A 25,037-nucleotide genomic window follows, 5' to 3' on the forward strand; every position below is an offset into this window, starting at 1 on the left:
GAAAATTTTTCAGACGGCCTTTGTTTTGAAGGTTTTCAATTAATAGCGTGCGCTAATTAATTTATCATTTTGATAAACCTGTTGCTGCATTACGTTGCCATTATAAGCATAAGTAGTCAAAGTACCGTCAACTGGGTGTGCACGGAAATCCAATAAACGGTTGCGGGGTAGGGTGTAGGGGTCTGTGCGCTTTTTGCCATTATCACCATAAAAATCCTGCACGATATATTCATTACCGTGTTTACTGATTAACTGACGGTAAAAACCTCCTTTGACGGCTTGATTGCTGGCATTGCCCTTGGCATCGAAATGAGTAATGATTTGCTCTTCTATTACATTGATTCCACCCGTGGTTTTACTGCTTCGAGTGCGTTCCAAGCCTACCGGAATATTAATAGAAGTGCCCAACCCCACGTGTCTACCGATATTAGTACCGACACCGACACCGACAGACATGCCAGGGGTACCGACCGTACAAGCTGAAAATAATCCGGTAATCAAAGCGGCCGGGAGAATGTGTTTCATGGATTGCTCCTCAATAATATAAATAAAAATAAGTATATCGGTATTTTCAGGCCACTTATGTTAGTGTTGGTAAAGAACCTGCTTTTTATATTGGAGCTATATATGAAAACTTTCCCTTATCATTAAATTTCAGCCGGTAATCTAACCTAAACAACGGAAAAGGCATTCCTGTTCGTCAGGAATGCCTTTTAAGGCTACGGAATAAGAATGAATGATTACCGATCATCAGCGTTTCAAACTGGCTTGAATAACAGATGAAGTGCTGAAATTGATTTCTTTCACAACGCTGAATTCAATAGGATCACCGTTTTTAGTTACAGGGCGCATAAATTGGGCTTCCATCCATTTTACTGCGTCTGCGTCGATAACTTTGGAGCCGCTACTGCGAACAACACGTGCATTGCTTACGGCACCGTCGATACCGATGGTTAAACGCATGGCAACATTACCGGAAATCGGGGCAGAGGCTTCGGAGGCTCTTTGATAAAACGATACTTTTTCTGCCAGTGCTGCTTGGGAACCTGCCAACAAAGCAAAAGCAGTCAATGTAGAAAGAATGCGGCGGGTATTCATGGTGTTGTCCTCGTTTAGTAATGCATTTAAATGGGTAATGTGCTTTTTGTGCCGTATGTTTTTTGCTTGGGCATAAATTACCGATCAAATAGATGTAAAGCATCTGTATGTTTGTATGAATATGTATTCTGCATGCAGAGAAATAACTTTGCAATACAAGAATGAAGATAATCGGATTTTTATTTTGACAAACGGTTGTTTTCTGCTTGAAAAATACTGTTTCGTTTTTTTGAGAGAATGAATATTTTTATTTAATAATTTTTTATAAACAAATAGTTATATGTTTTTCTACTTTTTGTTTTGATGATACCATTTTCAAAAATAATAAAATACCGATTATCTTATTAAGCTTCCGCTTGTCTCTTTTGTACAACGATGAAATTCATATTTTCTTTTTTCCTATATTTCTTTAGATTATTGTCAGCATATTTATCAAAGCTTTCGACATACGAACAGCAAAACAGGAAACAATCATAGTGATATAGTGTAAAATCTTTCAGTTTTCAGACGGCCTTTGATTTATCTTCGACATATGAAGGCCGTCTTAAAATCTTAATAGATAAGAGAATACAGAGTCTGCTTGAAGGAAAAGGCAATGAAAACGCTTAAATTTACCAAAATGCATGGTTTGGGTAATGATTTCATGGTAATAGATGGTATCAATCAGTCATTCAACCCTAAAGAAGCACCGTTAACCCTTTGGTCAGACCGCCACCTCGGAGTCGGTTTCGACCAATTGTTGCTAGTGGAAAAAGCAGATTCCGATGCGGTAGATTTCCGCTACCGTATTTTTAATGCGGATGGTAGCGAAGTAGAGCAGTGCGGCAACGGAGCACGTTGTTTCGTACGTTTTGTGCTCGATAAAGGATTAACAGATAAGCATGAAATCATCGTTGAAACGGCACATGGCGTGATCGTACCCCGTTTGGCGGAAAACGGTTTGGTTTCGGTAAATATGGGAAAACCGCGTTTCATGCCGTCTGAAATACCGTTTATTCCTGCCGCAGGAGAAGCAGCGGATGCTTTAACACATATCGTATTGGCCGGTTTGGAATCGATTCCGGTAAGTTGTGTAAACATGGGAAATCCGCATGCCGTTATAGTAGTAGAAGATGTAGAAACCGCACCGGTGGAGAGCTGGGGGGAAATCATTGAATCGCATGAACAATTTCCCGAGAGAGTGAATGTCGGCTTTGTACAGATATTGGATAAACGGCATATCTGCTTGCGTGTTTATGAGCGCGGAACGGGAGAAACTCAGGCATGCGGCACCGGAGCATGTGCAGCCGCAGTAGCAGGTATCCGTTTGGGGTTATTGGATGCCGAAGAACCAATATGCGTTAGTTTACCCGGTGGCGATCTATATATAACATGGAAAGAGGGTAGTGATGTAACAATGACTGGTCCTGTTGAAACCGTTTTTGAAGGTGAGTTGAAATACTAATATGGATAAAGAAAGCATTTTAGAATTTTTAAAAGCTCATCCTGACTTTCTGGCGGAGCATGCCGATAAATTGGGCATTCGCTTACGGGATGAAAAAATCCGTTCTTTCGCCCAAGCACAGCTTGTAGCATCCCAATTAAAAATCAATAAAATGGCCGATCAGCTTGAAAATATGCTGACCGATTCGGAAGCTAACAAAGTAACGATTGAACGTTTGTTAGCATTGGATTTGCAATTACTAAAAGCAAATACAATCGGCCAATTGGTGCAGGCGTTATATCAAGTATTGAAAGACGGTTTCGGGATAAGCCAATTTAAGTTGGCATTGGTTGCAGAACCCAAAAACAAAGCACGAATTCCGGAAGAAATATTGGTAGCCGGCCATAAAGCGCGTTCGGAAATCGCAGCACTGAAAAAACCTGTTCTGGGTAATAAAATCAGCAAAGAAATGCGGAATTTACTGCCCCAAAGTGAAATTGTGCCGGAAAGTTTCTTGCAACTGCCCGTACCTATCGGAAACAAAACGGGAGCGGTATTGTTGGCTGCCGATACAGATGTAAACCGCTTTGCCGAAGGTTTGGAAACAGAGTGGATTGAACGGATGGCCGAAGCAATCGGAACGGCATTGTCACGCATTATGGGCTACCGTTAAATGGCTGTAAGTTTGGATTTATGGATTTTAGCTGCTTACATATCCATATTTTTTACTGCAACCTATAAATCAGATGAATTCCAATGGATGTGGGGCAGTATACTTTTATGGTTAGGCTTCGGAACAGTCGGTGCTCGTCTGATACCGGGTATTTGGGGCATTACCCATCTGATTACATTGTATATTCCACATTTCTACATCACTTTGGCAAGTTTGTTTTTCTTTGTAAACCGCTGGAAAAAAATTCCTGACGAAAAAGCAATGTGGCATGCTGAAGGTAGCAATAGCTTTTTAAGCCTGTTTGCAGTAAGCGGGATGCTGATGACTATAGTATCTGCAATGTTGGCACTTGCAGTATGGTCACGTTTCCCGGCAGGCATTACACCGTATGTTTTCCCCGCACTTTTACAAATGTATGTATTGAAACCTTTATATTGGTTCGGTATGCAAGCCGTTATCATAAGTGTTTTTTATCTGCACCGCAGTTATATCATGCATGAACAGGCAAACCGCTTCAGCAGCAGTCAATTGAAGCTGGGGTTATTGCTTGCTCTGTTTCTTCAGACGGCCTGTGTTTTGATAGCCGTTTTGCAGATACGGTATTAATAGGCCGTCTGAAAGCAAAACTATACAACCAAAAGTTATAAAGAAAGAAAAATTAGATATTGGTTTTTCAGACGGCATAACTTGTAAGATGCCGCCTATCGAAATTTATTGACTTCCTTTAGGAGCAAAAACATGAACATCGCACATAATATTACCGATTTAATCGGCAATACCCCGCTGGTAGAACTGAATCGCTTAAGTGAAGGGTTGCCCGGTCGCGTAGTTGCCAAATTGGAATTTTTCAACCCGGGAAGCAGCGTTAAAGACCGTATTGCCGTATCAATGATTGAAGCAGCGGAAAAGGCCGGCAAAATTAATAAGAACACCATTATCGTAGAGGCCACCAGTGGCAATACCGGTATCGGATTAGCAATGGTATGCGCCGCACGCGGCTATAAATTGGCTATTACTATGCCTGAAAGTATGAGCAAAGAACGCCGTATGCTATTGCGTGCTTTCGGAGCGGAATTGATCCTAACTCCCGCCGCAGAAGGTATGGGCGGAGCAATTGCCAAAGCACAGTCCCTGGTGGATGAAAATCCGGAAAGTTACTTTATGCCGCGTCAGTTTGATAATAAAGCCAACCCCGAGATTCACCGTAAAACCACCGTCGAAGAAATCTGGCGCGATACTGACGGACAAGTAGATATTTTTGTAGCCGGCGTGGGCACCGGCGGCACGGTTACCGGAGTAGGCGAAGTCTTGAAAACACGCAAGCCAGAAGTAAAAATTGTAGCAGTAGAGCCCGAAGCATCGCCTGTATTGAGTGGAGGAGAGAAGGGGCCGCATCCGATTCAAGGTATCGGAGCAGGGTTTGTGCCAAGCATTTTGAACACCGAAGTGTATGATGAAATTATCAAAGTATCGAATGAAGCAGCATTTGAAACCGCCCGTGCGACAGCTGCAAAAGAAGGCATTCTGGTCGGTATTTCTTCAGGTGCAGCAATATGGAGTGCTTTGGAATTGGCAAAAAAACCTGAAAACAAAGATAAATTGATTGTTGTGCTGATTCCTTCTTATGGTGAACGTTACCTTTCTACACCATTATTTGCTGATTTAGCATAATATTTCCATGATATTTCAAAGGCCGCTTTCAGACGGCCTTTTAGTTAGTATGAACAATCTAGCGTGATGCAAATGCCTGTGATTGATTGTTGGATTATCTGTTAAATCTGATTATAATGTGTGGTATGAAAAAGCATATCACACTCTTATTCTTATTGGGGGCACTTGCCGGCTGCGAAACTATTTATATGCCGACACTGAGAGAAGTGCCCGTTCGCCCGACTAATGTGAAAAAGCAACCGTCGGAAAGTTACCGTTTGGCTGCAAACCATTGGACTGATGTATCCAAAATTCGCGATGAAGCTACCCGTTTGAGCTATCAAGTGAGCCAAGGACAGATTACCAAAGTACAAGCAGCACAATATCTTAACCGTTTCCGTATTCAGCAAGTCGGACGTAATACTGTAGATGATAGCATGTATGAAGTTTATTTACGTTCTGCAGTAGATAGCCAACGCGGTACAATTACTACCGAGCAGTCTAAATTGTATATCCAGAATGCTTTGAAAGGCTGGAAACAACGTTGGCCTAATATGAAAAATAAACCTTCTAATCCGGCGTTTACAAACTTCCTAATGGAAGTGATGCATATGAAACCGCTGCAATAGTTGACTTGAAATTTGAACTGCATCTCTGAAGATTGATCATTTAAACCAATTTTCTAGAGATGTAGTTATATATTTATAGCAATAATTTAACATAATTATGATTATGCGAATATTATGCGAATATATAAATATAAAAAACTTATATCCTCTCCTAATAAATACTGACAACAAAACCGATATGAATTTTAAATCCTAATTCTATTTTTTGATTCTTGATAAAATGATGTATTCCCCCATATTGAATTTCATCGGAAATCTCGGCTACATTGCCGTCTTATCTTTGTTCATCTAGCTTATACGGAACAATAATGAAACGAACCCTTGCTTTAACAGTTTTATCGGCATTTATACTTGCTGCTTGTAAAGACAGTACTCAAGCTCAACTTGAACAGCAGCAAAAACAAATCGAAGCTTTGCAACAACAACTTGCACAGCAAAATAGCCCGCAAGACAATACTGTTTATGAACTGGCTGCCAGTGCGGTTCAGGAAACCATTCCCGCTGAATTTTTGGCCAATGGCAATAATGGCGAACCTGTAACAGGCAAAGACGGCCAACAATACATTTACGATCAATCCACCGGTAGTTGGTTGCTGCAAAGTTTGATCGGGGCTGCTGCCGGAGCGTTTATCGGCAATGCTTTAGCAAATAAATTTCAAAAAGCCAAGGCTGATACCCCTGCCGTGCGCCGTGCTCAGGCTAATTATTACCAGTCGGCTCAAGCACAACGCCGCACCAGCCAACAATTGAATACGAAAACAGTTCCTGCACAAAATAAAGCAGCCGCACCAACTTATCGCCAAACCAACAAAGCACAGCCTAATTACCGCAAACCGGCTCGCCGCAGCAGTTTTGGCCGTCGACGTTAAATGAGTTTGAGGCCGTTTGAAATATTGTTCAACGGCTTTGTTTTACTTATTCAGACAGCTTTTTTCATTTGAGGCCATCTGAAAACTGATATAAAACAAGGAAAAAGCATGAGCAAACATAGCAAATTGATTATTCTCGGTTCCGGCCCTGCCGGTTACACTGCTGCGGTTTACGCCGCACGCGCAAATCTCCAACCAACCCTGATTACCGGTATCGCCCAAGGCGGTCAGTTAATGACGACTACCGAGGTGGACAATTGGCCCGCCGATGCCGACGGTGTGCAAGGCCCTGAATTGATGGCGCGTTTTCAAGCACATGCGGAACGTTTTGGCACAGAAATGATTTTCGACCAAATTCATACCGTAGATTTACAAAACCGCCCTTTTACACTCAAAGGCGATATGGGCGAATATACTTGTGATGCTTTGATTGTCGCTACCGGAGCGTCGGCCAAATATCTGGGTTTGCCGAGTGAAGAAGCATTCGCGGGGAAAGGTGTTTCCGCATGTGCTACATGTGATGGATTTTTCTATAAAAAACAAGATGTAGCAGTAGTCGGCGGAGGAAATACGGCAGTTGAAGAAGCCTTGTATCTGGCCAATATCGCCAATACCGTTACCCTTATCCACCGCCGAGACTCTTTTCGTGCCGAAAAAATCATGGTGGACAAACTGATGAAGCGCGTGGAAGAAGGCAAAATCATCTTGAAACTGAATGCACATTTGGATGAAGTGCTTGGCGATAGCAACGGTGTTACCGGTGCGCGTTTGAAGTTTAATGACGGCCACACCGAAGAAATTACGGTAAAAGGCGTATTTATTGCCATAGGCCATCAGCCTAATACGGATATTTTCAAAGGCCAGCTCGACATGAACGAAGCCGGTTATCTGAAAACCAAAGGCGGCAGCAGCGACAATGTAGGCGCTACCAATATTGAAGGCGTTTGGGCCGCAGGCGATGTAAAAGATTTTACTTACCGGCAAGCCATTACCAGTGCAGCTTCGGGCTGCCAAGCCGCTTTGGATGCGGAACGTTGGCTCGATCTCCAAAATTAATTTGAACAACAAGCCGTCTGAAATCATTTCAGACGGCCTCGGCTGGCATTTCATATAACTACGAAAGGAATATTTCCATGATTAAACTGCACACCAATTTCGGCACCATCGGTATTGAGCTGAATCACGAAAAAGCACCGGTTACTGCTGCCAATTTTGAGCAATACGTTAAAGACGGTTTCTACGATGGCCTGATTTTCCATCGTGTGATCAAAGGCTTCATGATTCAGGGCGGTGGCATGGATGAAAACATGAAAGAAAAAGCCGGTCGCGCCCCGATTCAGAATGAAGCCCAAAACGGCTTGAAGAATGATAAATACACTATCGCAATGGCGCGCACACAAGCGCCCCACTCTGCTTCTTCGCAATTTTTCATTAATACTAAAGACAATACGTTCCTGAACCATACCGAGCCAAGCCTGCAAGGTTGGGGCTACGCCGTATTCGGTAAAGTGGTGGAAGGCCAAGATGTGGTGGATACCATTGAAGGCGTAAAAACCAAAAACCATGGCTATCATTCCGATGTACCAATAGATGCAGTTGTGATTACCAAAGCTGAAATCGTTTAATCAGATTGGTTTACATTGCTTAAACAAAACCCCTTGTAAAAACAAGGGGTTTTAATGCCGTCTGAAAAAATTAATTCAAAATATTTTCAGATGGCCTCCGATCAATAAGCAGCTCTTTGATTAAAAACTCAGCTTAAAGATTCAGCTTTCTTCAAACCTTTGTTGCGCAGCACTTCAATTGTGCCGTCAATACCTTTTTGTTTGATTAACTCATTGAATTGGTTACGATAAACTGTAACCAAGCTCACTCCGTCGACACGGATATTGTAGACTTTGTATACCGAACCGACTTGATACAATTGATATGCTACTTCGTATTGTTTACCGTTTTTAGTGCGCACTTCGGTAAACACATCCACTTTATTTTTGCCGTTTTCAACAAATTTCGGCAATAGTTTGACTTGAGCATCTTCGGCCCCCAGCAATGCAGAATGGGAATACATACCGATAATCATTTCTTTGAACGCATCAATGAAGTCGGTTTTTTGTTTGGGCGTAAATTGCCGCCATGGCAAGCCGACCGCCAATGCAGAGATACGTTGATAATCCAGATAACGGTTGGCATAGCCTTCGATCTGTTTGATTTTTTGCTGCTCGTTCAAAGATTTATTCCGTGCTATCTGCAATACGGTATCCATATTCTGTTGCAGTTGCACTTGTGAAGGATGTCCGGTGGTTTGTGCGGCAGCGCAAGGGACCGCGATCACGATTGCAGGTACAGCCAGTAAAGTCATCAATTTATTCATAAAATTTCCTTTTCAAAACCCGGATATTTCAACAGCTTTTACTGTAACGCCTGTTTCGCAGATTCATCTAAACTTTGACCAGTTTTTACGTTTTCAAACTGCATAACCGTACGGTCGCCTTGTTTTTCGTTTAATTCGATGCGGCGCACCACATCGTCGCCGCTGATGTCGATGCGGGTAAAGATCTGCTTCATCAGGGCGGTTTTCGGGTCTAAACGCAGCGTCCATTTTTGCTGCGTGCCGGAAAGTTGCAGGTTGAACTGCTTTTCCAGCCCTTGCGTGTTGCCGCCGAGCAAGTCGAGAAACAGTTTGATTTGCTGCGTTTGGCCGCTCATTTTGCTTGTGTTGGCGGCAACCCAGTTTTTGCCGTTCCATTGCATGATGCCGTCTGAACGCACGCGCAGGCGGTTGTCGAACGGCTTTTGCATGTGCCACAGCATGCCGCGTTTGGGCACCAGCACAAATTGGCCATTGGTGGTCATCGGTTTGCTGAGTGATTTGAGATAACGCTGCTGGGTAAACGCACCTTGCACGTTGTCGGGTTTTTGCAGGGTTTGGGAAAGTTCGGCGGTTGAAAATGCCCACAACAGCGGGCTGAATGCGGTTAAGGCAACGGCAAATATCGGTTTTTTCATCGTGTTCTTTCTTGCTTAAATTTCGCGGTAAACATCTTCAAACGGCAGGCGGAAGCGTTCGCCCCAGATGCCTTTGTTTTCTTTGCGTATGCCGCAGGAAACAATCATATTGATTTCGGCGCCGCGCGGCAATTTGAGAATGCGTTTTACCATTCGGGTATCCAAGCCCTCCATCGGGCAGGTATCGTAACCTTGTTCGGCCATCGCCAGCATAAAGGTTTGCGCCGCCAAGCCGCAGCTTTTGTGAACAACCGTGCGCACATCTTGTTCTGAAACATCGACCACAATCGGGCGGAACAGGCCGATGCTGCGGGCGATTATTTGGCGCAACAAACCCACCAAGCCGAAACCGCGGGCATAGATAAACGGCATCAGTTTGCCGTAATAAAATTCCATTTTTTTCAGACGGCCGGGGAGTCTGTCGGGCGGGCTGTTGCGGCTGAGGTTGCCGCGTTCGAAATCCAACACGGCTTGTGCGCGCTTGCGGTATAAATCTTGGCGGGTAACGAATACCACCATCTGCTGCGCCGTTGCGGCAGCCCCCTGCCCCAAACATGCCCGGGCAAGTTGTTTAAGGGTGTCGGGGTTGCTGATATGGTAAAACTCGTAAAGCTGCATATTGGAGCTGCTCGGTGCCAGTTGAGCCAGCTTGAGGCATTCGCGCACTTTACTGCTGTTTAAGGTTTGATCGGCATCGTAATGGCGGACGGCACGGCGGTGCCGGAGCATTTCGGAAAGAGTCATGATGGTTCCTTGATACTTAAATTCGCCGCCCACGCCGGAATCTCGTTTTCAGACGGCCTGAAACGTCGGATGGCTTCTTACCGCTTCCAACCAGCTTTGAGGGGTTTCAAACTGCATCTCGCCGCTTTGCAGCGACACCGCTGCCTGTGTGGTACCGGCTTTCGTGAGCTTTAAACCGCTCTCGGCATCGGCAATCGTATAGTCAATCCGCAGGCAGCTTTCGATTTCGACCACCGCCAAATCCACGCGGATTTTTTGGCCGAAACGGGCGGGCTTCACATATTTCAGGTTCATCTGCACCACCGGCCAAATAAAACCCTGCCGCTCCATTTCCCGATAATCGTAACCGATGGCGCTGAGAAACGCACAACGCGCCACTTCGAGATATTTCACATAATGGCCGTGCCACACGATATGCATGGCATCGACATCGAAAAACGGCACTTCCAATTCTATACCGTGGCGGCAATAAACATGTTTAGCCATTGTGTTCATCGTTCCAGAAATCGTAAAAATTAAACCATTGCAGCGGATTTTGCGCACATTCGCGTGCCAATACGTCTGCAAAACCCTGCGCCGCCGCCTGTACCGCTGCGCTGCGCTCACTGCGCTTCCAATCGGCCGTATCCAAAAAACGCCGCAGTTTCAGATGATAACGCCCGTTTTGCTTAACGCAGAAAAGCGTGTTTACCCGCGTTTTCAACAAACCGGCCAACAACCACGCCCCTTGCGGCATTTCTGCCGGCGCACCCAAAAAATCCGCCGTTACCGTTTTTTCCCCGCGCACGGGTATGCGGTCGGCGGCGACGGCAATCCACTCGCCCGCATCAAGGCGCTTATGCAGCTCCATCATCACCGCCGCATCCAAATCGGTTACCTGAATCAGTTGGATTTCATCCGCCCCCGCTTTGGCCAACGCCTCGTTAAACGCCTGCGCGTGGCGGCTGTGCACCAACACATTCAGCCTGAAGCCCTGATGATGCGACACCAACGCACGGCAGATTTCCACATTGCCCACATGCGAACACGCAAAAATCTGCCCGCGCGAATTGCACTGCTCCATGTCCGCATAAATATTATCGGGGTCTTCCACCACCAAATCTTCATAACGGATGGTGCGCTGCCACACCGCAAAACGGTCGCACACCGCCTCGCCAAACGCCACAAACTGCCTCAACACCGGCATCTTTTCAGGCAGGCGCACATCGAGAAAGGCCGTCTGAAGCCGCTGCTGGTAGCGCGTAATATTGCGCCGCTGCTTGGGCGAAGTGATGTAGAAATACAGCACCACAAACCAAATGCACGGGTTCATCAGAAACGCAGGCAGATATTTCACCATCAGCGTGGTAATGCCCAAAAACAGGCGGTTGCCGCGCTCGTTTTGAGCTGCCCAATGTCCGTTTGCTTTCGTATCCTTATTCATATTTTCAGACGGCCTGTTATTGGTCTGAACCGATAAAACGCAGATTCAGCCCTGCCTGCGCTCCGGCTTCGGGGCTGCTGTCCGTATAAACCGATAACATCATACCCGACGGCGCACCTTGTTTTTCCAAAGCGTAAACCGTCTGTTTCGCCGTAGGCACATTAGGCAGCACACCTTCTTTGACCACCCGCTTTGACAAGCCCATCGAGTCGGTTACTTGTTCTGCCAATGCCTTCATTTCACTTTCAACGGTAGCTTGGTCGGCCATTTTCGCTTTTACCGAACAATATGCCTTGCCGGAAACCAAAAAGAAGCGCCCGCCTTCCGCGGAATGTATGCCCCACGCCCGTTTGGCTTCAGGCTCAAAGTTAAACTGCCGCTTCTGCTGCTCATCCAGCTCCAACAACTTAGCCTGTTCGGCCCAAGCCGATAATTTTTCCTCGTTTGCCCCCGTACCCACACAAGCCGTATGAAACAGCTTCACCGCCTGCTGCGCATACGTTTTTTCAGACGGCCTCTCCGTCGAATCGCTCGCCCCGCTTTTTCCGCACGCTGCCAGCAGCATCAATACGGTTAATGTAAAAGTCGCTTTACCCATAATTTCTATCTCTTATTTTTCATTGATCGACCGCACTACCATTCAAAAAATTCAGACGGCCTCTCACAGCTTCCCGCCCAACCGCCGCCACACCATTTCGCAAAACAACCTCGCGTGCATTTTGCTGATCAGCACATTATCGTCAAACGCACGGAAATGCGACACGCCGCCGGCTTCGTATTTCACCGGCGTTTTAATCCACACCGGTTTCACGCCGCGCCAATAGAGGCGGATAAGGATTTCCGTGTCGAAATCCATGCGGTCGCCCACCCGTTCTTCTCGCACCGCAGCCAGCACAGGGGCGAGCGGATAAAGGCGGAAACCGCACATGCCGTCTTTTATATCGGTGGAAAACGTATGCACCATATTCCAAAAATCGGTGATTTTACGCCCGTAAAGCCGCGATTTCGGCGCATCGCTGCCGTATTGCGGCCAGCCGCATATAACTGCTTCGGGATGTTGCGCCGCAGCGGCCAGCAACTTTTCCGTGTCAGCCAAATGGTGCTGAGCATCGGCATCCACCTGCAAAACATGGGTATAGTCCTGCCCTTCGGCGTATTTCAACCCCGCTTTTACCGCCGCGCCTTTACCGCCGTTGACCGGCCGGTACACAACATGAATGCCGTCCTGTTCCGCCAAAGCGTCCAATACCGGTTTGCAGTCCGCCCGCGAACCGTCGTCCACAATCAGCACATCCAACCCGAACCCGCGCATGGCTTGGGCAACTTGGGTGATGGTGGTCGGGTGGTTGTAGTGGGGGATCAGAGCTAGGGTTTTCATAATCATGTGTTATCAGTCATTTATCTACTTTAGGCCATCTGCGAATATCGATGATTGTGTTTCAGACGGCATAAACTCGCTTTTTTAAAGATATTATTACTCCTGCGAAAAGCAGATTATCTAACCAAATCGGCAATGCGGATATTGTGGTTACGGAGCGTCTTCACATACAGCCAAACCGTCGGCAGCATATCGATGAGCATCCCCCCACCGAAAATAAGCGAAATATTCAGCAAAGACATCTGCACAACGCCTGCCTTATACAGAGCGAACACCACCCCATAATAAACCACATCTACAACAATAGATTGGTAAAGCATGTATCTGGTTACGCCCAGCCCTTTAATCGTTGAATCCAACACGCTGTAATTAAACATAAAAACAATATAAAAAGCGGTTTGAACCAACATAATTTCCAAAACGGTTTCGGCCTGCCCCACTTGTAAAACCTGTGTTAAAAAAGGCTTCCACAAAGGGATGGATACCAACCAAAGCAACACAAAACATACCGTGCATTTCAAATAAGTCAGAGTATTCAAGCGCACGGCGTCTACGCTGTTGGCTACATCTCTTTTCACTACCTCGGCCAACGCCAGCGAAGGCACCAATAAAATGCCCCATATGATGTTGTTGGCCACCCAATAAGCTCCCTGCTCGCCAACTTGGTTTACCATACCGAGTATCATAAAAGCAAACGCCGCATTTCTAAGCAGGGATTCCAAGCCCGAAAAAGAACCCAACCTCATCCAGTTTTTAAACCAATCCAAATCAAATCCCAGCCGGTTCGCTGCAAAAAATTGCCGAAAACGGCCGTGCGAGAGCACGAAAACGGCCAAAATCGAATTGATTAAGATATTGGATAACGCAATGCCTTTCACACCCAAAGCCAGCGAAAAAGGCATTTCCGAAATGAACAGAATATCCGTTCCAATGAGAAGAGTCATTTTCCATAACGACAACTGGATTATGCGCTTGAAATCTTTAATGATTGCCAGATACACAATCAAATATTCCACCACAACCGACAACAAAATAGCTATGGATTCCAACTTGATATATGCCGCAGTATCGGCAATCAATTGCGGAGTTTGCTTTACGCCTGCAAGAAATTGCTCTGCAAAAAAGAAAACCGCAACGCATAAAACGGCATGTATAAACGTTACCGCCATCAACCCGCCCGCCGTGTTTTGCAACAGCTTTTCTTCTCCTTCTTTCAGCGCCTTAGCCAACATGAAAAACAAAGGGATTAAAAAAGCTTCTTTTACAATTTCATACAAAATATTCAGCCATTGAATTTGGCTGGCAATATTAAACCCCCACTCGTCAGGCATGTTCCCGATAAAATGCAGCCTGACAATATTGACCAAAGAAGGAATGAAAAAGATAAGTAAAAATGCAAACCACAGTTTGAAATCAAAATTCTTCACAGGTTTTACTCGTTAATCGCCCCAAACACAATCCGCCCCGAAGCACACACCGCTTCATGGTTTTCCAGCTTAAACGTCAGTTTGTTTTTATCCGCATCGTATTTCAACTCTGCAAACACTTCATGATGCGGGCGCAGGAATTGTTGGTATTTCAGGTTTTCCACGCGGATGATGTTTTGTTTGCCCCATTCAAACCGTTCGGCCAAATCGCGCACCCATTGCAGTTCCACCACGCCCGGCACCAGCGGAAATGTGGCGAAGTGCCCGCCGAAATACACCAAATCCAACGGCACGCGGCCTTCAAACATATAGGTTGCGGCAATTTCAGACGGCCTTTCTTTCCAAACGGGCGCAGTTTGCGCTTCGGTAAAGGCCGTCTGAAAATCCGCCGCCGTGATTTTGGATTGGGCATTGCGCGGCAGGCTGTCGGTAAAACGCCAGTAGCGCGGCAGGGCAACCGTGTCTTGCGTGGCGGCGAGGTGCTGTTTTAAAACCGCCGCCACCGCCGCCCTGCCCCGTTCCTGCAAGGCTTGGATGCCGTCTGAATTCAACGCCGCCCACACTGCGGGGCGTTTGTGCTGGGGGTGCTGGCCGCAATAGGCATCGGCAATCCATTCATGTGCCAGCAGGTCGTGTTCGATTTGGTTTAATGACACGCGCTTGTCCTCAAATTTGATAATCCGGTCTTTCCGCCCCAGCAGTAAAAAGCCTTCGGGCTGCATTTCCACCATATCGGCGGTTTGAAAGCGGCCGTTTGTCCACGGCGATTGCGCCCACAGCGCGCCGTCTTCGTCCTGCCCGATTTCCACGGCGGCAAAGGGCTGCCATTCGATGCTGTGGCGACGCGATGCAATCACGCCGGTTTCGGTGCTGCCGTAAATCTCAAAAGGACGTACGGCGTACTTTTCGAGCAAATCGGCGGTTGCTGCGGGCAATGCGCCGCCAGCCGATACAATCCCCGCTACTCTACCGCCCACCGCCTGCCAGTTGCGCGCTTCGCCCAAGCGGTTCAACACCGCCGGGCTGGCAATCCAAACACATTTTCCGCAAGCTGCGGTGGCCGCCAACAGCGTTTCGGGGTACACATTTTGCAAGCGGTCTATCGTCCAACCCATCGTGAGCGCAAGTGCAAAGCGAAAGGTAAATCCATACATATGCTGCGGGCTGACGCTGCCGATAACCGCCGGATGGTCGCGCCCGAAAGGAACGGCCTCTGCCAAAGCCAACGCTTCCGCTTCCATTTGAGCCGCCGTTTTCACAATCACCTGCGCCCCGCCGGTCGAGCCAGACGTTTTCAGACAGGCTTCGGCATCGGCAGGAATCAACAGATTATCCGGCATCGTGATTTCAGACGGCATGTCGCTCAACATCGCGGGAATACTGTAAACCTTATCGGCATGAAGGCCGTCTGAAAATGCTTTTTCATGCGGCGCATCCGTCAGCCACACATCCGCCGTGTTGCCCCAATCCACATTGTCCCGCGCCAAATTCGGCGGCAACAAAACCTTCGCCCCCGCATGCCACGCCGCCAGCACCGCGCAGGCAAAAAACGCGGCATCTTCAAACCACAAAACGGCAGTTTGCACGTTTTGTGTTTTCAGACGGCCTGAAAGGCAGATAACGACGCGGTTGAAATCGGCGCGCGTCCAATCGGGGTCGGTGGCGATTAAGGTGGTTTGCGGAAGGGTTGGGGATAGGACTTGAGAGAGGTTATATATCATGTAACTAAACCGCCGTTTTTTTGCTTTCGTTATCAGAGCCGTCATTCGATATGCCTTGAAAGATAACTGCGTACTTTTCTTGGTTAAGCCTTTTAAATACTTCTGAAATATTGTCCGGTATCATCATAAATGGAAAACATAGAAAACAAATTACACAACACCAAATAGGTAATAACTGAATACCATGTAACGTATAGTCAATACCAAATGAAAGAATATACGGAACTGATAAACCTATTAAGATGCTTACCATCATCAAGAACCCTATTATTTCAGGATTATCAAATCTTAATTTTTGCCTTTTCCGCCGCCAATAGCCGTGTTTTATTTTTTCATCTTCGCCGCCTTTTGCAAAAACAACATCTAATATTCCGTCCAAACCTATTTTCCGTTCCATTAAAAAGTCCAACTCTTCCGCAGAAAGCTCTTTGAAATAAGGTATTTTTTTCTGCTCAAGCTGCCTGTTTAAATCATAAAAATATTGTTTTTTGCTATCTTGTTCGCGAAGATGGGCCGATTCATCCAAATATTTGAAAAAAGATTGTATTTTTACCAATTCCTCTTCTGTCGGTTCAAATTCCCCTTGAAAATATTTTTTAAGGTTTTTTCTATTCCAAAAGAAAAATATGCTTTTGAAAAAAGAAAGAATGATTTCCATTAGTTTGCCTCACCTTAAATAACCAACACAAACAGATGCTTGCTTTCAGGCGGCTCTTTATTCCACTCCAAACCACCCCTGCCAAGCTATTGCTCAATATTCGATATAACCACGTTTGCAGCGACCACTCTACCAGCTTCAGCACTTTCAACGCGGCAGTAGAATTTCGACTGAAAACACCGCTGTAATGCTAACTGATGACACACTTTAGAAATATTTATCACACAACTTGCCATGCAGACATAGTAATCTTTTCAGACGGCCTCAAACCTTCAACACCACTTTCCGGTAAACCCACTCACCCGCAAACAACACGCCCATCAATACATACGAAACAATGCCCGTATAAACCGCCCACCAGTCGAATTTCTCTAGATATATAAGCAAAGCGGCAATGCTACCGTTGAAGAAGAAAAAGCCGCACCAAATCTGGGTAACGCGGCGGGTATGATACACACCTTCTGGAGGCAAGTCGGGGTGTTGCAGACGGGCAAGACGTTCGATAAGAGTTTGTTTGGCGAAGAGGCTGCTACCGAATACGGTAAGCATCAAGGCGTTGACGGCGACAGGATACCAATACATGCTGTCAGACCGTCTGAAAAATAGAACGGCGGCAAAAAAAGCAGCCAATATCAATGAAACAACCCGCTGCCCGCGGGTTTTCTGGATAGCGGCACGAACCAGCCAAAGGCAGCACATTAAGGCGGCGAGCCAAAAAAATACACCGTTGTTGCGGCCGTAGTACCACAACAACGGGTATGCAATGCTGAGAAAAACCAGCAGTATCTGCCCTGCCGCTTTCACGTTTATTCAGCCGTGCTTTTTTTTAAGACGGCCTGTACGACATCTTCGACGGTGCGTACGCTGCGGAAGTCTTCCGCCAACAGTTTGTGGCCGGTTTGACGTTTGATGTAATCGATCAGGTCGATGGCATCGATGCTGTCAATCTCCAAATCTTCATAGAGATTGGTCTCTGGGCGGATGCGTTCAGGCTCGATTTCAAACAGATTAACCAGTGCATCAGTCAAGATTTGGCGGATTTCCTGTTCTGTCATATCGTTGCTCCTTTAAGCCTGTTGCCGGTTACGGACAAAGTCGGCCAATGTTTGCACGCTGGCGAAATGTTCGCGCAGGTTTTGCTGTTCGCCGTCCATTTGAAAACCGAAGGTTTTTTGTACCGCCAAACCCAATTCCAAGGCGTCAACTGAATCCAATCCCAAACCGTCATCACCGAAAAGCGGGGCATCGGTTTCAATATCTGCCGCAGTGATGTCTTCCAAACCCAAGCTGTCGATAATCAGTTGTTTGATTTGTGTTTCTAAACTCATATTGTGTTCCGTGTGAAAAAATCTTGCAAATAATCATTCAACCGCCGGGCAGCTATCGGCAACGGTTTTTCGGCAAGCCAATCTTGCGGATTGATGTCTTCGCCGACGGTAATTTCGTAATGTACTTTGCGTGATGGGATTTTATACCAAGGCTGGCCTTTTTTGAAATTAGGCGGGCTTATTTTAATACAAACGGGCGTAATCACCATAGCGCTGCGCAATCCCATCGATACCGCGCCGCGGTGTAATTTAATTTTTCCGTCCCACTTTGTACGCGTGCCTTCGGGAAAAATCAGCAGGCTTTGGCCGCTTTTTAATACGGCATCCACTTCGTCCAGCATTTCCATGGATTCCTCGTTGGGAATATAACCTGCGGCGAGAATCGGACTTTTCATGGCGGGGTTGTTCAGCAAATCTTTTTTTACGATGCAGTTCAACTGCGATACATGGCTAATCAACAATACTACGTCCAATAACGACGGATGGTTTGCCAATACCAACTGCCCAGGTCTGCCAAGTTTTTCTAAGCCGTCGAATTTCACATCTAACACGCCGGAAATTTGTGTATAACACACAAAAACTTTCCAGATGTGCCCCACCAGCCGTCGTGCTTTTAGCTGCCGTTTGATATCGCCTTTGGTACTTTTCAAAGTATAAGGCAGTAAAACGATTTTAAACATCAATCCGGCCACACCGAAAAGCACGAAACCGAACAACGTGGCCATAAAACGGCGCAACCAGTCCAAGCGGTTCATTTTTGCTTCTGCCACAGCCAACGGCGGGAACCGTAATTCTGCATATGCTCGAGGCCGTCTGAAAGCATGAAACGTATCCAATCTAAAGCACCGTAATATTGTTTAACCGGATGTAAGCAGTTATTTTCAGACGGCATCATGGATACGGTATAGTGTCCGCCTTTTTCCAACAACATTGCCAAAGCATAAGGAAACGGTGCACGTTTGGCCTCAACCGTATATTGGGGTTGCAACGGATCGTCTGCCAAAACAACCAATACCCGCCCTGCCCCTTCGCACAATAACGCATATGCTTCGGCCAAAGCGGTTTCCAAACCGTCGAGTTGTACCGATAAAGCGGTATTCTCACTCATATCGCCGCGCAACATCGACCATTGCCCGGCTAATGCATTATGCACCGATAAGCCGAACGAAGTCGGCGATACATCGCCTTCTTTTAATAAAGCCAACCATAATTCAAAACTGCGGTTTAACTCGCCATCGTGCGAAACAAATACCAACGGACAATTTTCAGTCTGCTCCGCCAGCTCCCATGCAGCGTCAAACATCAGCCGTGCAGATGCGCCCAATCTCCGGCGCTGCATCGCCGGTAAAAATGAAAGCGCCGGTTTGTATTCGGTTTCATTACCGGTCAGGCCGTCTGAAACCCATGCCTGCCATTGTGCGCGTTCGGAAAAATAACGGCTAACCGCCCGCCAACCTACTATATTGAAAGAAAAGTGATTCATGCCTGATTGCATTGTCATTACAATTGTTAAACTATTCTAGCTTATATTCACAGGGGCTGTCATTTTTCAGACGGCCTGCAAATGGATGCCGAACATTACCGGAAAGTTTTCAGGTACAATTCTGCCCTTTCCTATCCGTTTGCCCTGCTTTACCGAAATGTCTAAAAAATCAAAACACGAACTCGAAAACAATAAATTAAACAAACGCCTGCGCCATGCCGTCGGTGATGCCATTAATGACTTCAATATGATTGAAGACGGCGATAAAATCATGGTTTGTCTTTCCGGCGGCAAAGACAGCTACGCCCTTCTGGACATCTTGCGGCAATTGCAAGCCAGTGCGCCGGTGGATTTTGAACTGATTGCCGTCAACCTTGATCAAAAACAGCCCGGCTTTCCGGAGCATGTTTTGCCCGAATACCTCGAAAGCATCGGCGTTCCTTATAAAATCGTCGAAGAAGACACTTATTCCGTGGTTAAGCGCGTTATCGAAGAAGGTAAAACCACTTGCTCGCTGTGCAGCCGTTTACGCCGCGGCGTGCTGTACCGTGTAGCCAAAGAGCTGGGCTGCACCAAAATTGCACTTGGCCACCACCGCGATGATATTTTGCAAACTTTGTTTTTAAACATGTTTTACGGCGGCAAACTCAAAGCCATGCCTCCCAAGCTCGTGAGCGACAACGGCGAACATATCGTGATCCGCCCGCTTGCCTATGTGAAAGAAAAAGATTTGGAACGCTATGCGGAATCGAAGCAGTTTCCGATTATTCCTTGCAACCTATGCGGTTCGCAGCCTAACCTGCAACGCCAAGTAATCAAGGAAATGCTGCAAGATTGGGATAAACGTTTCCCCGGTCGCATCGAATCTATGTTTTCAGCCATGCAGAATGTCGTGCCGTCACATTTGGCCGATACCGAACTGTTTGACTTTGCCGGCCTGCAACGCGGGCAGAAATTGAAATATGGCGGCGATTTGGCATTCGATCGCGAAACCGTGCCCCAACGCTTTTCAGACGGCCTCGAAGACGATAGTAACGAAATCAGGGTGGAAATGCCTACCCCCAAAAAAATCATCAATATTCTGGCAAACAAACCGAAAGGGTGAAAATCAAAAGTGCCTTAAAAAGATTCGACTTTCATCCTGCTTTATCCAAATATAATCTGCTTATCCGTTTTGCCTTTTTAAATCAAGGACAACTTACATGACCACCATTTTAATTATTCTCGGTCTGATTGCTCTACTGGCCGGTTTGCTCGGCACAATTTACCCGGCCATCCCCGGTTTAGGACTAATGTTTGCAGGTGCTTGGATACTTGCCTATGTAGGCGATTACCAAATCATCGGCACAGGCACACTGATTTTTTTGGGAGTCGTTGCTGCCGCAGGTATGGCTTTAGACTATGTAGCAGGCATGTTGGGTGCTAAATTCACCGGAGCAAGTAAAACAGCCATTTGGGGAGCATTTTTCGGAGGCATTGTCGGTGCATTTTTCTCACTGCCCGGCCTGCTGCTCGGCCCCTTAACCGGCGCGGCCGTCGGAGAATTCTGGGCGCGTAAAGATTTATGGTCGGCCGGAAAAGTAAGTATCGGCACGTTTATCGGTTTTATTATCGGGGTAATAGCCAAAGTTAGTTGTGCACTTACCATTCTTTTGACACTGGCTGTCTTAGGTATTGTCAGCTTGTTTTAAATCTTAAAAAGGCCGTCTGAAAGTTTTCAGACGGCCTTTTATAATACTAAATGTTACAGTTTCAATTTGGCAATTCCCAAAGCTACTTCACCTTCGCTCTCCAACACCTGCTCATACTCCGGCAAAGGTCGCACGCCAGCTACCCGCTTCACCAAAACCAAACCATAGACCGCCGCACCAGCAGGCCACCAACGGTTTCCTGCCAATTCCATAAAACTCAACAGTTTTAATAAAGTTTCATGATTAATGGGTGGCACATACACCATGAATTGCCCGCCTTCTATTTCAAACCCCAAAGATTTGAATTGTTGCTTCACTTGATGTAACGGGCGGCACCTTCGTCTTTCAGGAAGTCTGTTGCCATCGAACCAACGGCTGAAATGCCATAGGGAATGAGGATTAAATCCTGTAAGCACTATTTTCCCTTCCGGCTTTAAAACGCGGAATGCTTCTATCGCTAAAATTTCAGGTTCTACACAACATTCCTGCGCATGGGGCATCAATAGTAGATCAATTGATTCGTCTTCCAAGGCAAATGACGATGCATCCATAAAAACATCGCGCCCTATGCATATCATGTTTTCAGAGGGCACAAGCCACTCTGCCATCCCCGTCTGAACTATCTTATCGGCTCGAATACTTTTCAGACTATGTGAAAAAAAACAACGCTCTTGATGTGCGGTATAACGCCCTACCAGAGTATCCGTAAACCATTTCTCAAAAACCTTGTCCGTCATAAAATCAGCCTGTTTTTCAAAATATATAATCATACCGCCATAAATTTATACCGTAAAAAATCTTTTCAGACGGCATGATTTACAAAGTAAACATTTAAATTATTTCAAATATTTTTCTTAATAACATCTTGACGATATTTCATTCAGACATTACTATCCATTGCATTCAAAATCACTATTAACAGTATATTTCAAGACTATGGCAAAACTAAAATCTATAGCCTTAGCCGTTACTGGTGTATCGGCGGTTTCAGGCGCGGCATATAGCCACGCCGCTCCTTCCAACCAAGTAGGGATGGCGATGATGCGCTTGAACTCATCACTGCTCGACCAAGAACAAAAAAACCTTTCATCCGGTAGTTTGTGGAATGTCATGCGTAAAGATTTCCGCATGGCCGAAGTTAATTCCGAGCTCGTGCGCCGCCATGAGAGTAAATTCTCTGCGGGCCGTGCTTATTTCGATCGCATAATAAATCGCAGCAAACCCTATATGTACCATATTGCGAATGAAGTTAAAAAGCGCAATATGCCTGCCGAAATTGCATTACTGCCTTTTATTGAAAGTGCATTTGTTACCAAAGCCAAATCACATGTCGGTGCGTCTGGTTTATGGCAGTTTATGCCTGCTACAGGTCGCCACTTTGGATTGGAGCGTACTGCTCTATACGATGGCCGTCATGATGTTTACGCAGCTACGAATGCCGCACTGAATTACCTTGAATATCTGCACCGCATGTTTGGGGACTGGTCATTGGCCTTGGCTGCCTATAACTGGGGTGAAGGCAACGTAAGCCGTGCTATCAACCGTGCACGGGCCCAAGGTTTGGCTCCCGTATATGAAAATCTGCGCATGCCTGCAGAAACCCGCAATTATGTTCCCAAACTACTAGCCGTCCGCAATATTGTGAAAAACCCGCAAGCTTTTGGCATGGGCTTGAGTGAAATTGAGAATAAACCCTACTTTAAAACCGTTAGCATCGACAAGCCGATTGATACAAATGCTATTGCTCGCTTAGCCAATATTAGTGAAAGCGAATTTTTAGCCCTTAATCCCGCATTCAACGCTCCTGTATTTGTACCCAAAGCAAACCGTAAATTATTACTGCCGGTTCATGCAACCTCTACCTTTGAAAAAAATTACCGCAATGCCAGACCTGAAACTTTGATTTCCTGGGATTTATACACGGCAGGCGGAAAAACCCGGTTAAGCAAAATTGCTGCCGAAGCAGGTATGAGTGTTGCAGAGCTCAAGCGACTGAACAATACAAGCCGTAATTCTTTAGCTAACGGACGCAATTTATTGGTTGCAAAAGGTAGCATCAATAGAAATAACGGTTTTAATTATGTTCGTGTGGATGGAAACACCAGTATTACTCCCGATAGCTATCGTGAAAATACTGCATCACTGCAGTATGCTGTTAGTCGTACTACTCTCGCAGCCAATGATATCAAGCTATCCGAATCTGAATCGGCTCCTATTGCAATCATATCCAATAAACCGAAAGCTTCTCCTGAAACTCGTATTGCTACTTCTTCTACCCCAATCTCTATAGCAGCATCTCTCGTTGCAAAAAATGCAGCTCCGGAAGATTTAACTGTTACAGCAAAAAATAAAACTGAAATTAAAAATATTCAGGAAAACGTATTAGCTGTAGCAGAACCCCTGCCATTACCTACTCAAACGTCAATAGCACCGGCTCCTGAGCCGGCGCCATCTAAACCTATAGACTTGGCGATATCTGAACCTTTACCATTACCTAACCGCTCTCCTGTGGCTGCCGAATCTGAAGATGCGTTAATGGCTTTGGTAAATGATACTGAACAAGATCGCATTAATGCTATCGACCGCATTAGAAATACGCTTACCCAGTTGGAAGAAGAAACTGTCACTAAAGCGAGAGTTGATCGTATAGTTGCCAGCCGAACCAAACAACAACAACGTACTGAAGCACGTTTAGCGCGTGCTAACGCTGCGGCACAACAAATTGCAGCTACTACTCATCGCGTAGCTGCAGGTGATACCTTATTTAATATTTCCCAACGCTATAATTTAAGTGTAGCTGATTTGATTACTGTAAATAACATCAAGGGTAACAGTATACGTAAAGGCCAAATTCTAAAAGTTACTGCAGCCCCTGTACAACGTAATGTAGTACGTAATGTTTCTTACACTGTACGTAAGGGCGACACATTAAATACTATTGCTACTCGTTTTAATGTTGATGTTAATGATATCCGTCGCTGGAATCGTAACACTCGCTCAGTTACCCCAGGTCAACGCTTGAAACTGATAGGAAGCTGATCATTTCAATTTCAGCAAAAATTTTAAAATATAAAAATACCCAGCTTTATTTTATAGCTGGGTATTTTTTATATGAATATTTTTTCTATTGAGCATTGATAAATTATTAAAACTACCGTTTTAGTCTACCCTACTAATTGAGGAAATAATGCTTTCACTCCAGCAACAATAATTTCAATAGAAACAGCTGCTAACAGCATACCCATAATACGGTTAAGGATAGTTAAGCCTGTATCTCCCAGCCATTTGCTAACACTAATTGCAGTCATTAGTACAGCAAAGCAAATCAAACTAATAATCAAACCAGCAGCAAGAATAGAAAAAATATCCCAATAATTTTTGGCTGCCGATGCATAAATAATAACCGTAGAAATTCCCCCCGGACCTATCATCATAGGAATAGCCAATGGTACTACTGCAATAGCAGCAATATTTTGCACCTGCTTAGGTTGAATGGTAATATCATTACTTTCCTCAGTTCCGACATCCGGTTTAGCCGGATTATTGCCACCATTCATCATAGAAATGGCAATCAATAATACCAAAATACCACCACCCACTTGAAATGAGCCGACACTAATACCCAACAACTTTAAAATTACCCCGCCAGTCAGGGTAAATGCTGTAATTACAATCAAAACTGTTAATGAAGCTAATTGTGCAACTTTACGGCGCTCTCTTGTGTTGAGATTACGGGTTAAATCTAAATAAATCGACAATGCGCCAAAAGGGTTAATCAACACCATGAAGGCAAGTATCAATTTGCCGATTTCTAGTCCCATTATGTATATCCTTTT

30 protein-coding genes are annotated in these 25,037 nt (G+C 45.7%); 11 read left to right on the forward strand and 19 right to left on the reverse strand.

What is annotated here, in order from left to right:
* Window positions 1-39 precede the first annotated feature (39 nt).
* Together EL216_RS01880 and EL216_RS01885 are read right to left on the reverse strand one after the other, a co-directional pair.
* Entirely contained in the window at window positions 40-525 is a 486-nt protein-coding gene (locus EL216_RS01880) for a NemA protein (protein WP_085389787.1), read from the reverse strand.
* A gap of 225 nt (window positions 526-750) precedes the next feature.
* Window positions 751-1,098: a TonB family protein gene (locus EL216_RS01885; protein ID WP_085389788.1), complete on the reverse strand. Its 348-nt coding sequence runs from the start codon at window positions 1,096-1,098 to the stop codon at window positions 751-753.
* A gap of 595 nt (window positions 1,099-1,693) precedes the next feature.
* On the opposite strand from EL216_RS01885, the gene dapF reads away from it, so the two are divergent.
* From dapF to EL216_RS01925, 8 genes are all read left to right on the forward strand, one after another.
* Window positions 1,694-2,542, forward strand: a complete 849-nt coding sequence (gene dapF / locus EL216_RS01890) for a diaminopimelate epimerase (RefSeq protein WP_085389789.1) — start codon at window positions 1,694-1,696, stop codon at window positions 2,540-2,542.
* A gap of 1 nt (window position 2,543) precedes the next feature.
* On the forward strand, window positions 2,544-3,194 hold the full coding sequence (locus EL216_RS01895) for a DUF484 family protein (RefSeq protein ID WP_085389790.1): 651 nt from the start codon (window positions 2,544-2,546) through the stop codon (window positions 3,192-3,194).
* Complete coding sequence (locus tag EL216_RS01900) at window positions 3,195-3,800, forward strand: hypothetical protein (RefSeq protein WP_085389791.1); 606 nt, start codon at window positions 3,195-3,197, stop codon at window positions 3,798-3,800.
* 132 nt (window positions 3,801-3,932) lie between these two features.
* A complete protein-coding gene (gene cysK, locus EL216_RS01905; protein WP_085389792.1) occupies window positions 3,933-4,865 on the forward strand; it encodes a cysteine synthase A in 933 nt (310 codons plus the stop codon).
* 116 nt (window positions 4,866-4,981) lie between these two features.
* Window positions 4,982-5,473 carry a prokaryotic membrane lipolipid attachment site family protein gene (locus tag EL216_RS01910; protein WP_085389927.1) on the forward strand — a complete coding sequence of 164 codons (492 nt, stop codon included), beginning with the start codon at window positions 4,982-4,984 and terminating at the stop codon, window positions 5,471-5,473.
* Between the two features lie 308 nt (window positions 5,474-5,781).
* A complete protein-coding gene (locus tag EL216_RS01915) occupies window positions 5,782-6,342 on the forward strand; it encodes a hypothetical protein (protein WP_085389793.1) in 561 nt (186 codons plus the stop codon).
* Window positions 6,343-6,450: 108 nt separating this feature from the next.
* The gene (gene trxB / locus EL216_RS01920; RefSeq protein ID WP_085389794.1) at window positions 6,451-7,398 is read left to right on the forward strand and encodes a thioredoxin-disulfide reductase; all 948 of its coding nucleotides are present in this window, start codon (window positions 6,451-6,453) and stop codon (window positions 7,396-7,398) included.
* A gap of 77 nt (window positions 7,399-7,475) precedes the next feature.
* Window positions 7,476-7,967 (forward strand): peptidylprolyl isomerase, encoded by a 492-nt coding sequence (locus EL216_RS01925; RefSeq protein WP_085389795.1) that lies wholly within the window; start codon window positions 7,476-7,478, stop codon window positions 7,965-7,967.
* 128 nt (window positions 7,968-8,095) lie between these two features.
* Here EL216_RS01925 and EL216_RS01930 read toward each other — a convergent pair whose 3' ends face one another.
* The 15 genes from EL216_RS01930 to EL216_RS02000 all read right to left on the reverse strand — a co-directional run bounded on the left by EL216_RS01930 (window position 8,096) and on the right by EL216_RS02000 (window position 19,522).
* Window positions 8,096-8,713: an MlaC/ttg2D family ABC transporter substrate-binding protein gene (locus EL216_RS01930; RefSeq protein ID WP_085389796.1), complete on the reverse strand. Its 618-nt coding sequence runs from the start codon at window positions 8,711-8,713 to the stop codon at window positions 8,096-8,098.
* Window positions 8,714-8,751: 38 nt separating this feature from the next.
* A complete protein-coding gene (locus EL216_RS01935; protein WP_085389797.1) occupies window positions 8,752-9,348 on the reverse strand; it encodes a LolA family protein in 597 nt (198 codons plus the stop codon).
* A 15-nt stretch (window positions 9,349-9,363) separates the two neighbouring features.
* A complete protein-coding gene (locus tag EL216_RS01940) occupies window positions 9,364-10,092 on the reverse strand; it encodes a nitroreductase family protein (RefSeq protein ID WP_085389798.1) in 729 nt (242 codons plus the stop codon).
* 48 nt (window positions 10,093-10,140) lie between these two features.
* Window positions 10,141-10,578, reverse strand: a complete 438-nt coding sequence (locus EL216_RS01945; RefSeq protein WP_085389799.1) for an acyl-CoA thioesterase — start codon at window positions 10,576-10,578, stop codon at window positions 10,141-10,143.
* Entirely contained in the window at window positions 10,571-11,515 is a 945-nt protein-coding gene (locus EL216_RS01950) for an LpxL/LpxP family acyltransferase (RefSeq protein ID WP_085389800.1), read from the reverse strand. Before EL216_RS01950 ends, EL216_RS01945 begins: the two co-directional genes overlap by 8 nt.
* A gap of 16 nt (window positions 11,516-11,531) precedes the next feature.
* Window positions 11,532-12,113, reverse strand: a complete 582-nt coding sequence (locus EL216_RS01955) for an NMCC_0638 family (lipo)protein (protein ID WP_085389801.1) — start codon at window positions 12,111-12,113, stop codon at window positions 11,532-11,534.
* A gap of 63 nt (window positions 12,114-12,176) precedes the next feature.
* The gene (locus tag EL216_RS01960; protein ID WP_085389928.1) at window positions 12,177-12,893 is read right to left on the reverse strand and encodes a glycosyltransferase family 2 protein; all 717 of its coding nucleotides are present in this window, start codon (window positions 12,891-12,893) and stop codon (window positions 12,177-12,179) included.
* Between the two features lie 116 nt (window positions 12,894-13,009).
* The gene (locus EL216_RS01965; protein WP_085389802.1) at window positions 13,010-14,320 is read right to left on the reverse strand and encodes an MATE family Na+-driven efflux transporter; all 1,311 of its coding nucleotides are present in this window, start codon (window positions 14,318-14,320) and stop codon (window positions 13,010-13,012) included.
* A 5-nt stretch (window positions 14,321-14,325) separates the two neighbouring features.
* Complete coding sequence (locus EL216_RS01970) at window positions 14,326-16,041, reverse strand: AMP-binding protein (protein WP_085389803.1); 1,716 nt, start codon at window positions 16,039-16,041, stop codon at window positions 14,326-14,328.
* Between the two features lie 4 nt (window positions 16,042-16,045).
* Complete coding sequence (locus EL216_RS01975; protein ID WP_085389804.1) at window positions 16,046-16,699, reverse strand: hypothetical protein; 654 nt, start codon at window positions 16,697-16,699, stop codon at window positions 16,046-16,048.
* Window positions 16,700-16,963: 264 nt separating this feature from the next.
* Complete coding sequence (locus EL216_RS01980) at window positions 16,964-17,503, reverse strand: COG4648 family protein (protein WP_085389805.1); 540 nt, start codon at window positions 17,501-17,503, stop codon at window positions 16,964-16,966.
* A gap of 2 nt (window positions 17,504-17,505) precedes the next feature.
* A complete protein-coding gene (locus tag EL216_RS01985; protein WP_085389806.1) occupies window positions 17,506-17,754 on the reverse strand; it encodes an acyl carrier protein in 249 nt (82 codons plus the stop codon).
* Window positions 17,755-17,766: 12 nt separating this feature from the next.
* Window positions 17,767-18,027, reverse strand: coding sequence for a phosphopantetheine-binding protein (locus tag EL216_RS01990; RefSeq protein ID WP_085389807.1), 261 nt, complete (start codon window positions 18,025-18,027; stop codon window positions 17,767-17,769).
* Window positions 18,024-18,782 carry a lysophospholipid acyltransferase family protein gene (locus EL216_RS01995; protein WP_085389929.1) on the reverse strand — a complete coding sequence of 253 codons (759 nt, stop codon included), beginning with the start codon at window positions 18,780-18,782 and terminating at the stop codon, window positions 18,024-18,026. Before EL216_RS01995 ends, EL216_RS01990 begins: the two co-directional genes overlap by 4 nt.
* Window positions 18,779-19,522 (reverse strand): beta-ketoacyl synthase chain length factor, encoded by a 744-nt coding sequence (locus EL216_RS02000; RefSeq protein WP_085389808.1) that lies wholly within the window; start codon window positions 19,520-19,522, stop codon window positions 18,779-18,781. Before EL216_RS02000 ends, EL216_RS01995 begins: the two co-directional genes overlap by 4 nt.
* A gap of 145 nt (window positions 19,523-19,667) precedes the next feature.
* On the opposite strand from EL216_RS02000, the gene ttcA reads away from it, so the two are divergent.
* On the forward strand, window positions 19,668-20,615 hold the full coding sequence (gene ttcA, locus EL216_RS02005) for a tRNA 2-thiocytidine(32) synthetase TtcA (RefSeq protein WP_085389930.1): 948 nt from the start codon (window positions 19,668-19,670) through the stop codon (window positions 20,613-20,615).
* Between the two features lie 97 nt (window positions 20,616-20,712).
* Window positions 20,713-21,201 carry a DUF456 domain-containing protein gene (locus EL216_RS02010; protein ID WP_085389809.1) on the forward strand — a complete coding sequence of 163 codons (489 nt, stop codon included), beginning with the start codon at window positions 20,713-20,715 and terminating at the stop codon, window positions 21,199-21,201.
* A 53-nt stretch (window positions 21,202-21,254) separates the two neighbouring features.
* On the opposite strand, the gene EL216_RS02015 is transcribed toward EL216_RS02010, so the two are convergent.
* Window positions 21,255-21,971 (reverse strand): class I SAM-dependent methyltransferase, encoded by a 717-nt coding sequence (locus EL216_RS02015; protein ID WP_232005257.1) that lies wholly within the window; start codon window positions 21,969-21,971, stop codon window positions 21,255-21,257.
* Window positions 21,972-22,137: 166 nt separating this feature from the next.
* Between EL216_RS02015 and EL216_RS02020 the strand changes: the two genes are divergently transcribed.
* A complete protein-coding gene (locus EL216_RS02020; RefSeq protein ID WP_085389810.1) occupies window positions 22,138-24,240 on the forward strand; it encodes a lytic transglycosylase in 2,103 nt (700 codons plus the stop codon).
* A gap of 125 nt (window positions 24,241-24,365) precedes the next feature.
* Here the strand turns inward: EL216_RS02020 and EL216_RS02025 are convergent, their stop codons facing one another.
* Window positions 24,366-25,022, reverse strand: coding sequence for a MarC family protein (locus EL216_RS02025; RefSeq protein WP_085389811.1), 657 nt, complete (start codon window positions 25,020-25,022; stop codon window positions 24,366-24,368).
* Window positions 25,023-25,037: the final 15 nt, after the last annotated feature.

It is taken from the genome of Neisseria animaloris (genome assembly GCF_900637855.1).
GTDB lineage: Bacteria > Pseudomonadota > Gammaproteobacteria > Burkholderiales > Neisseriaceae > Neisseria > Neisseria animaloris.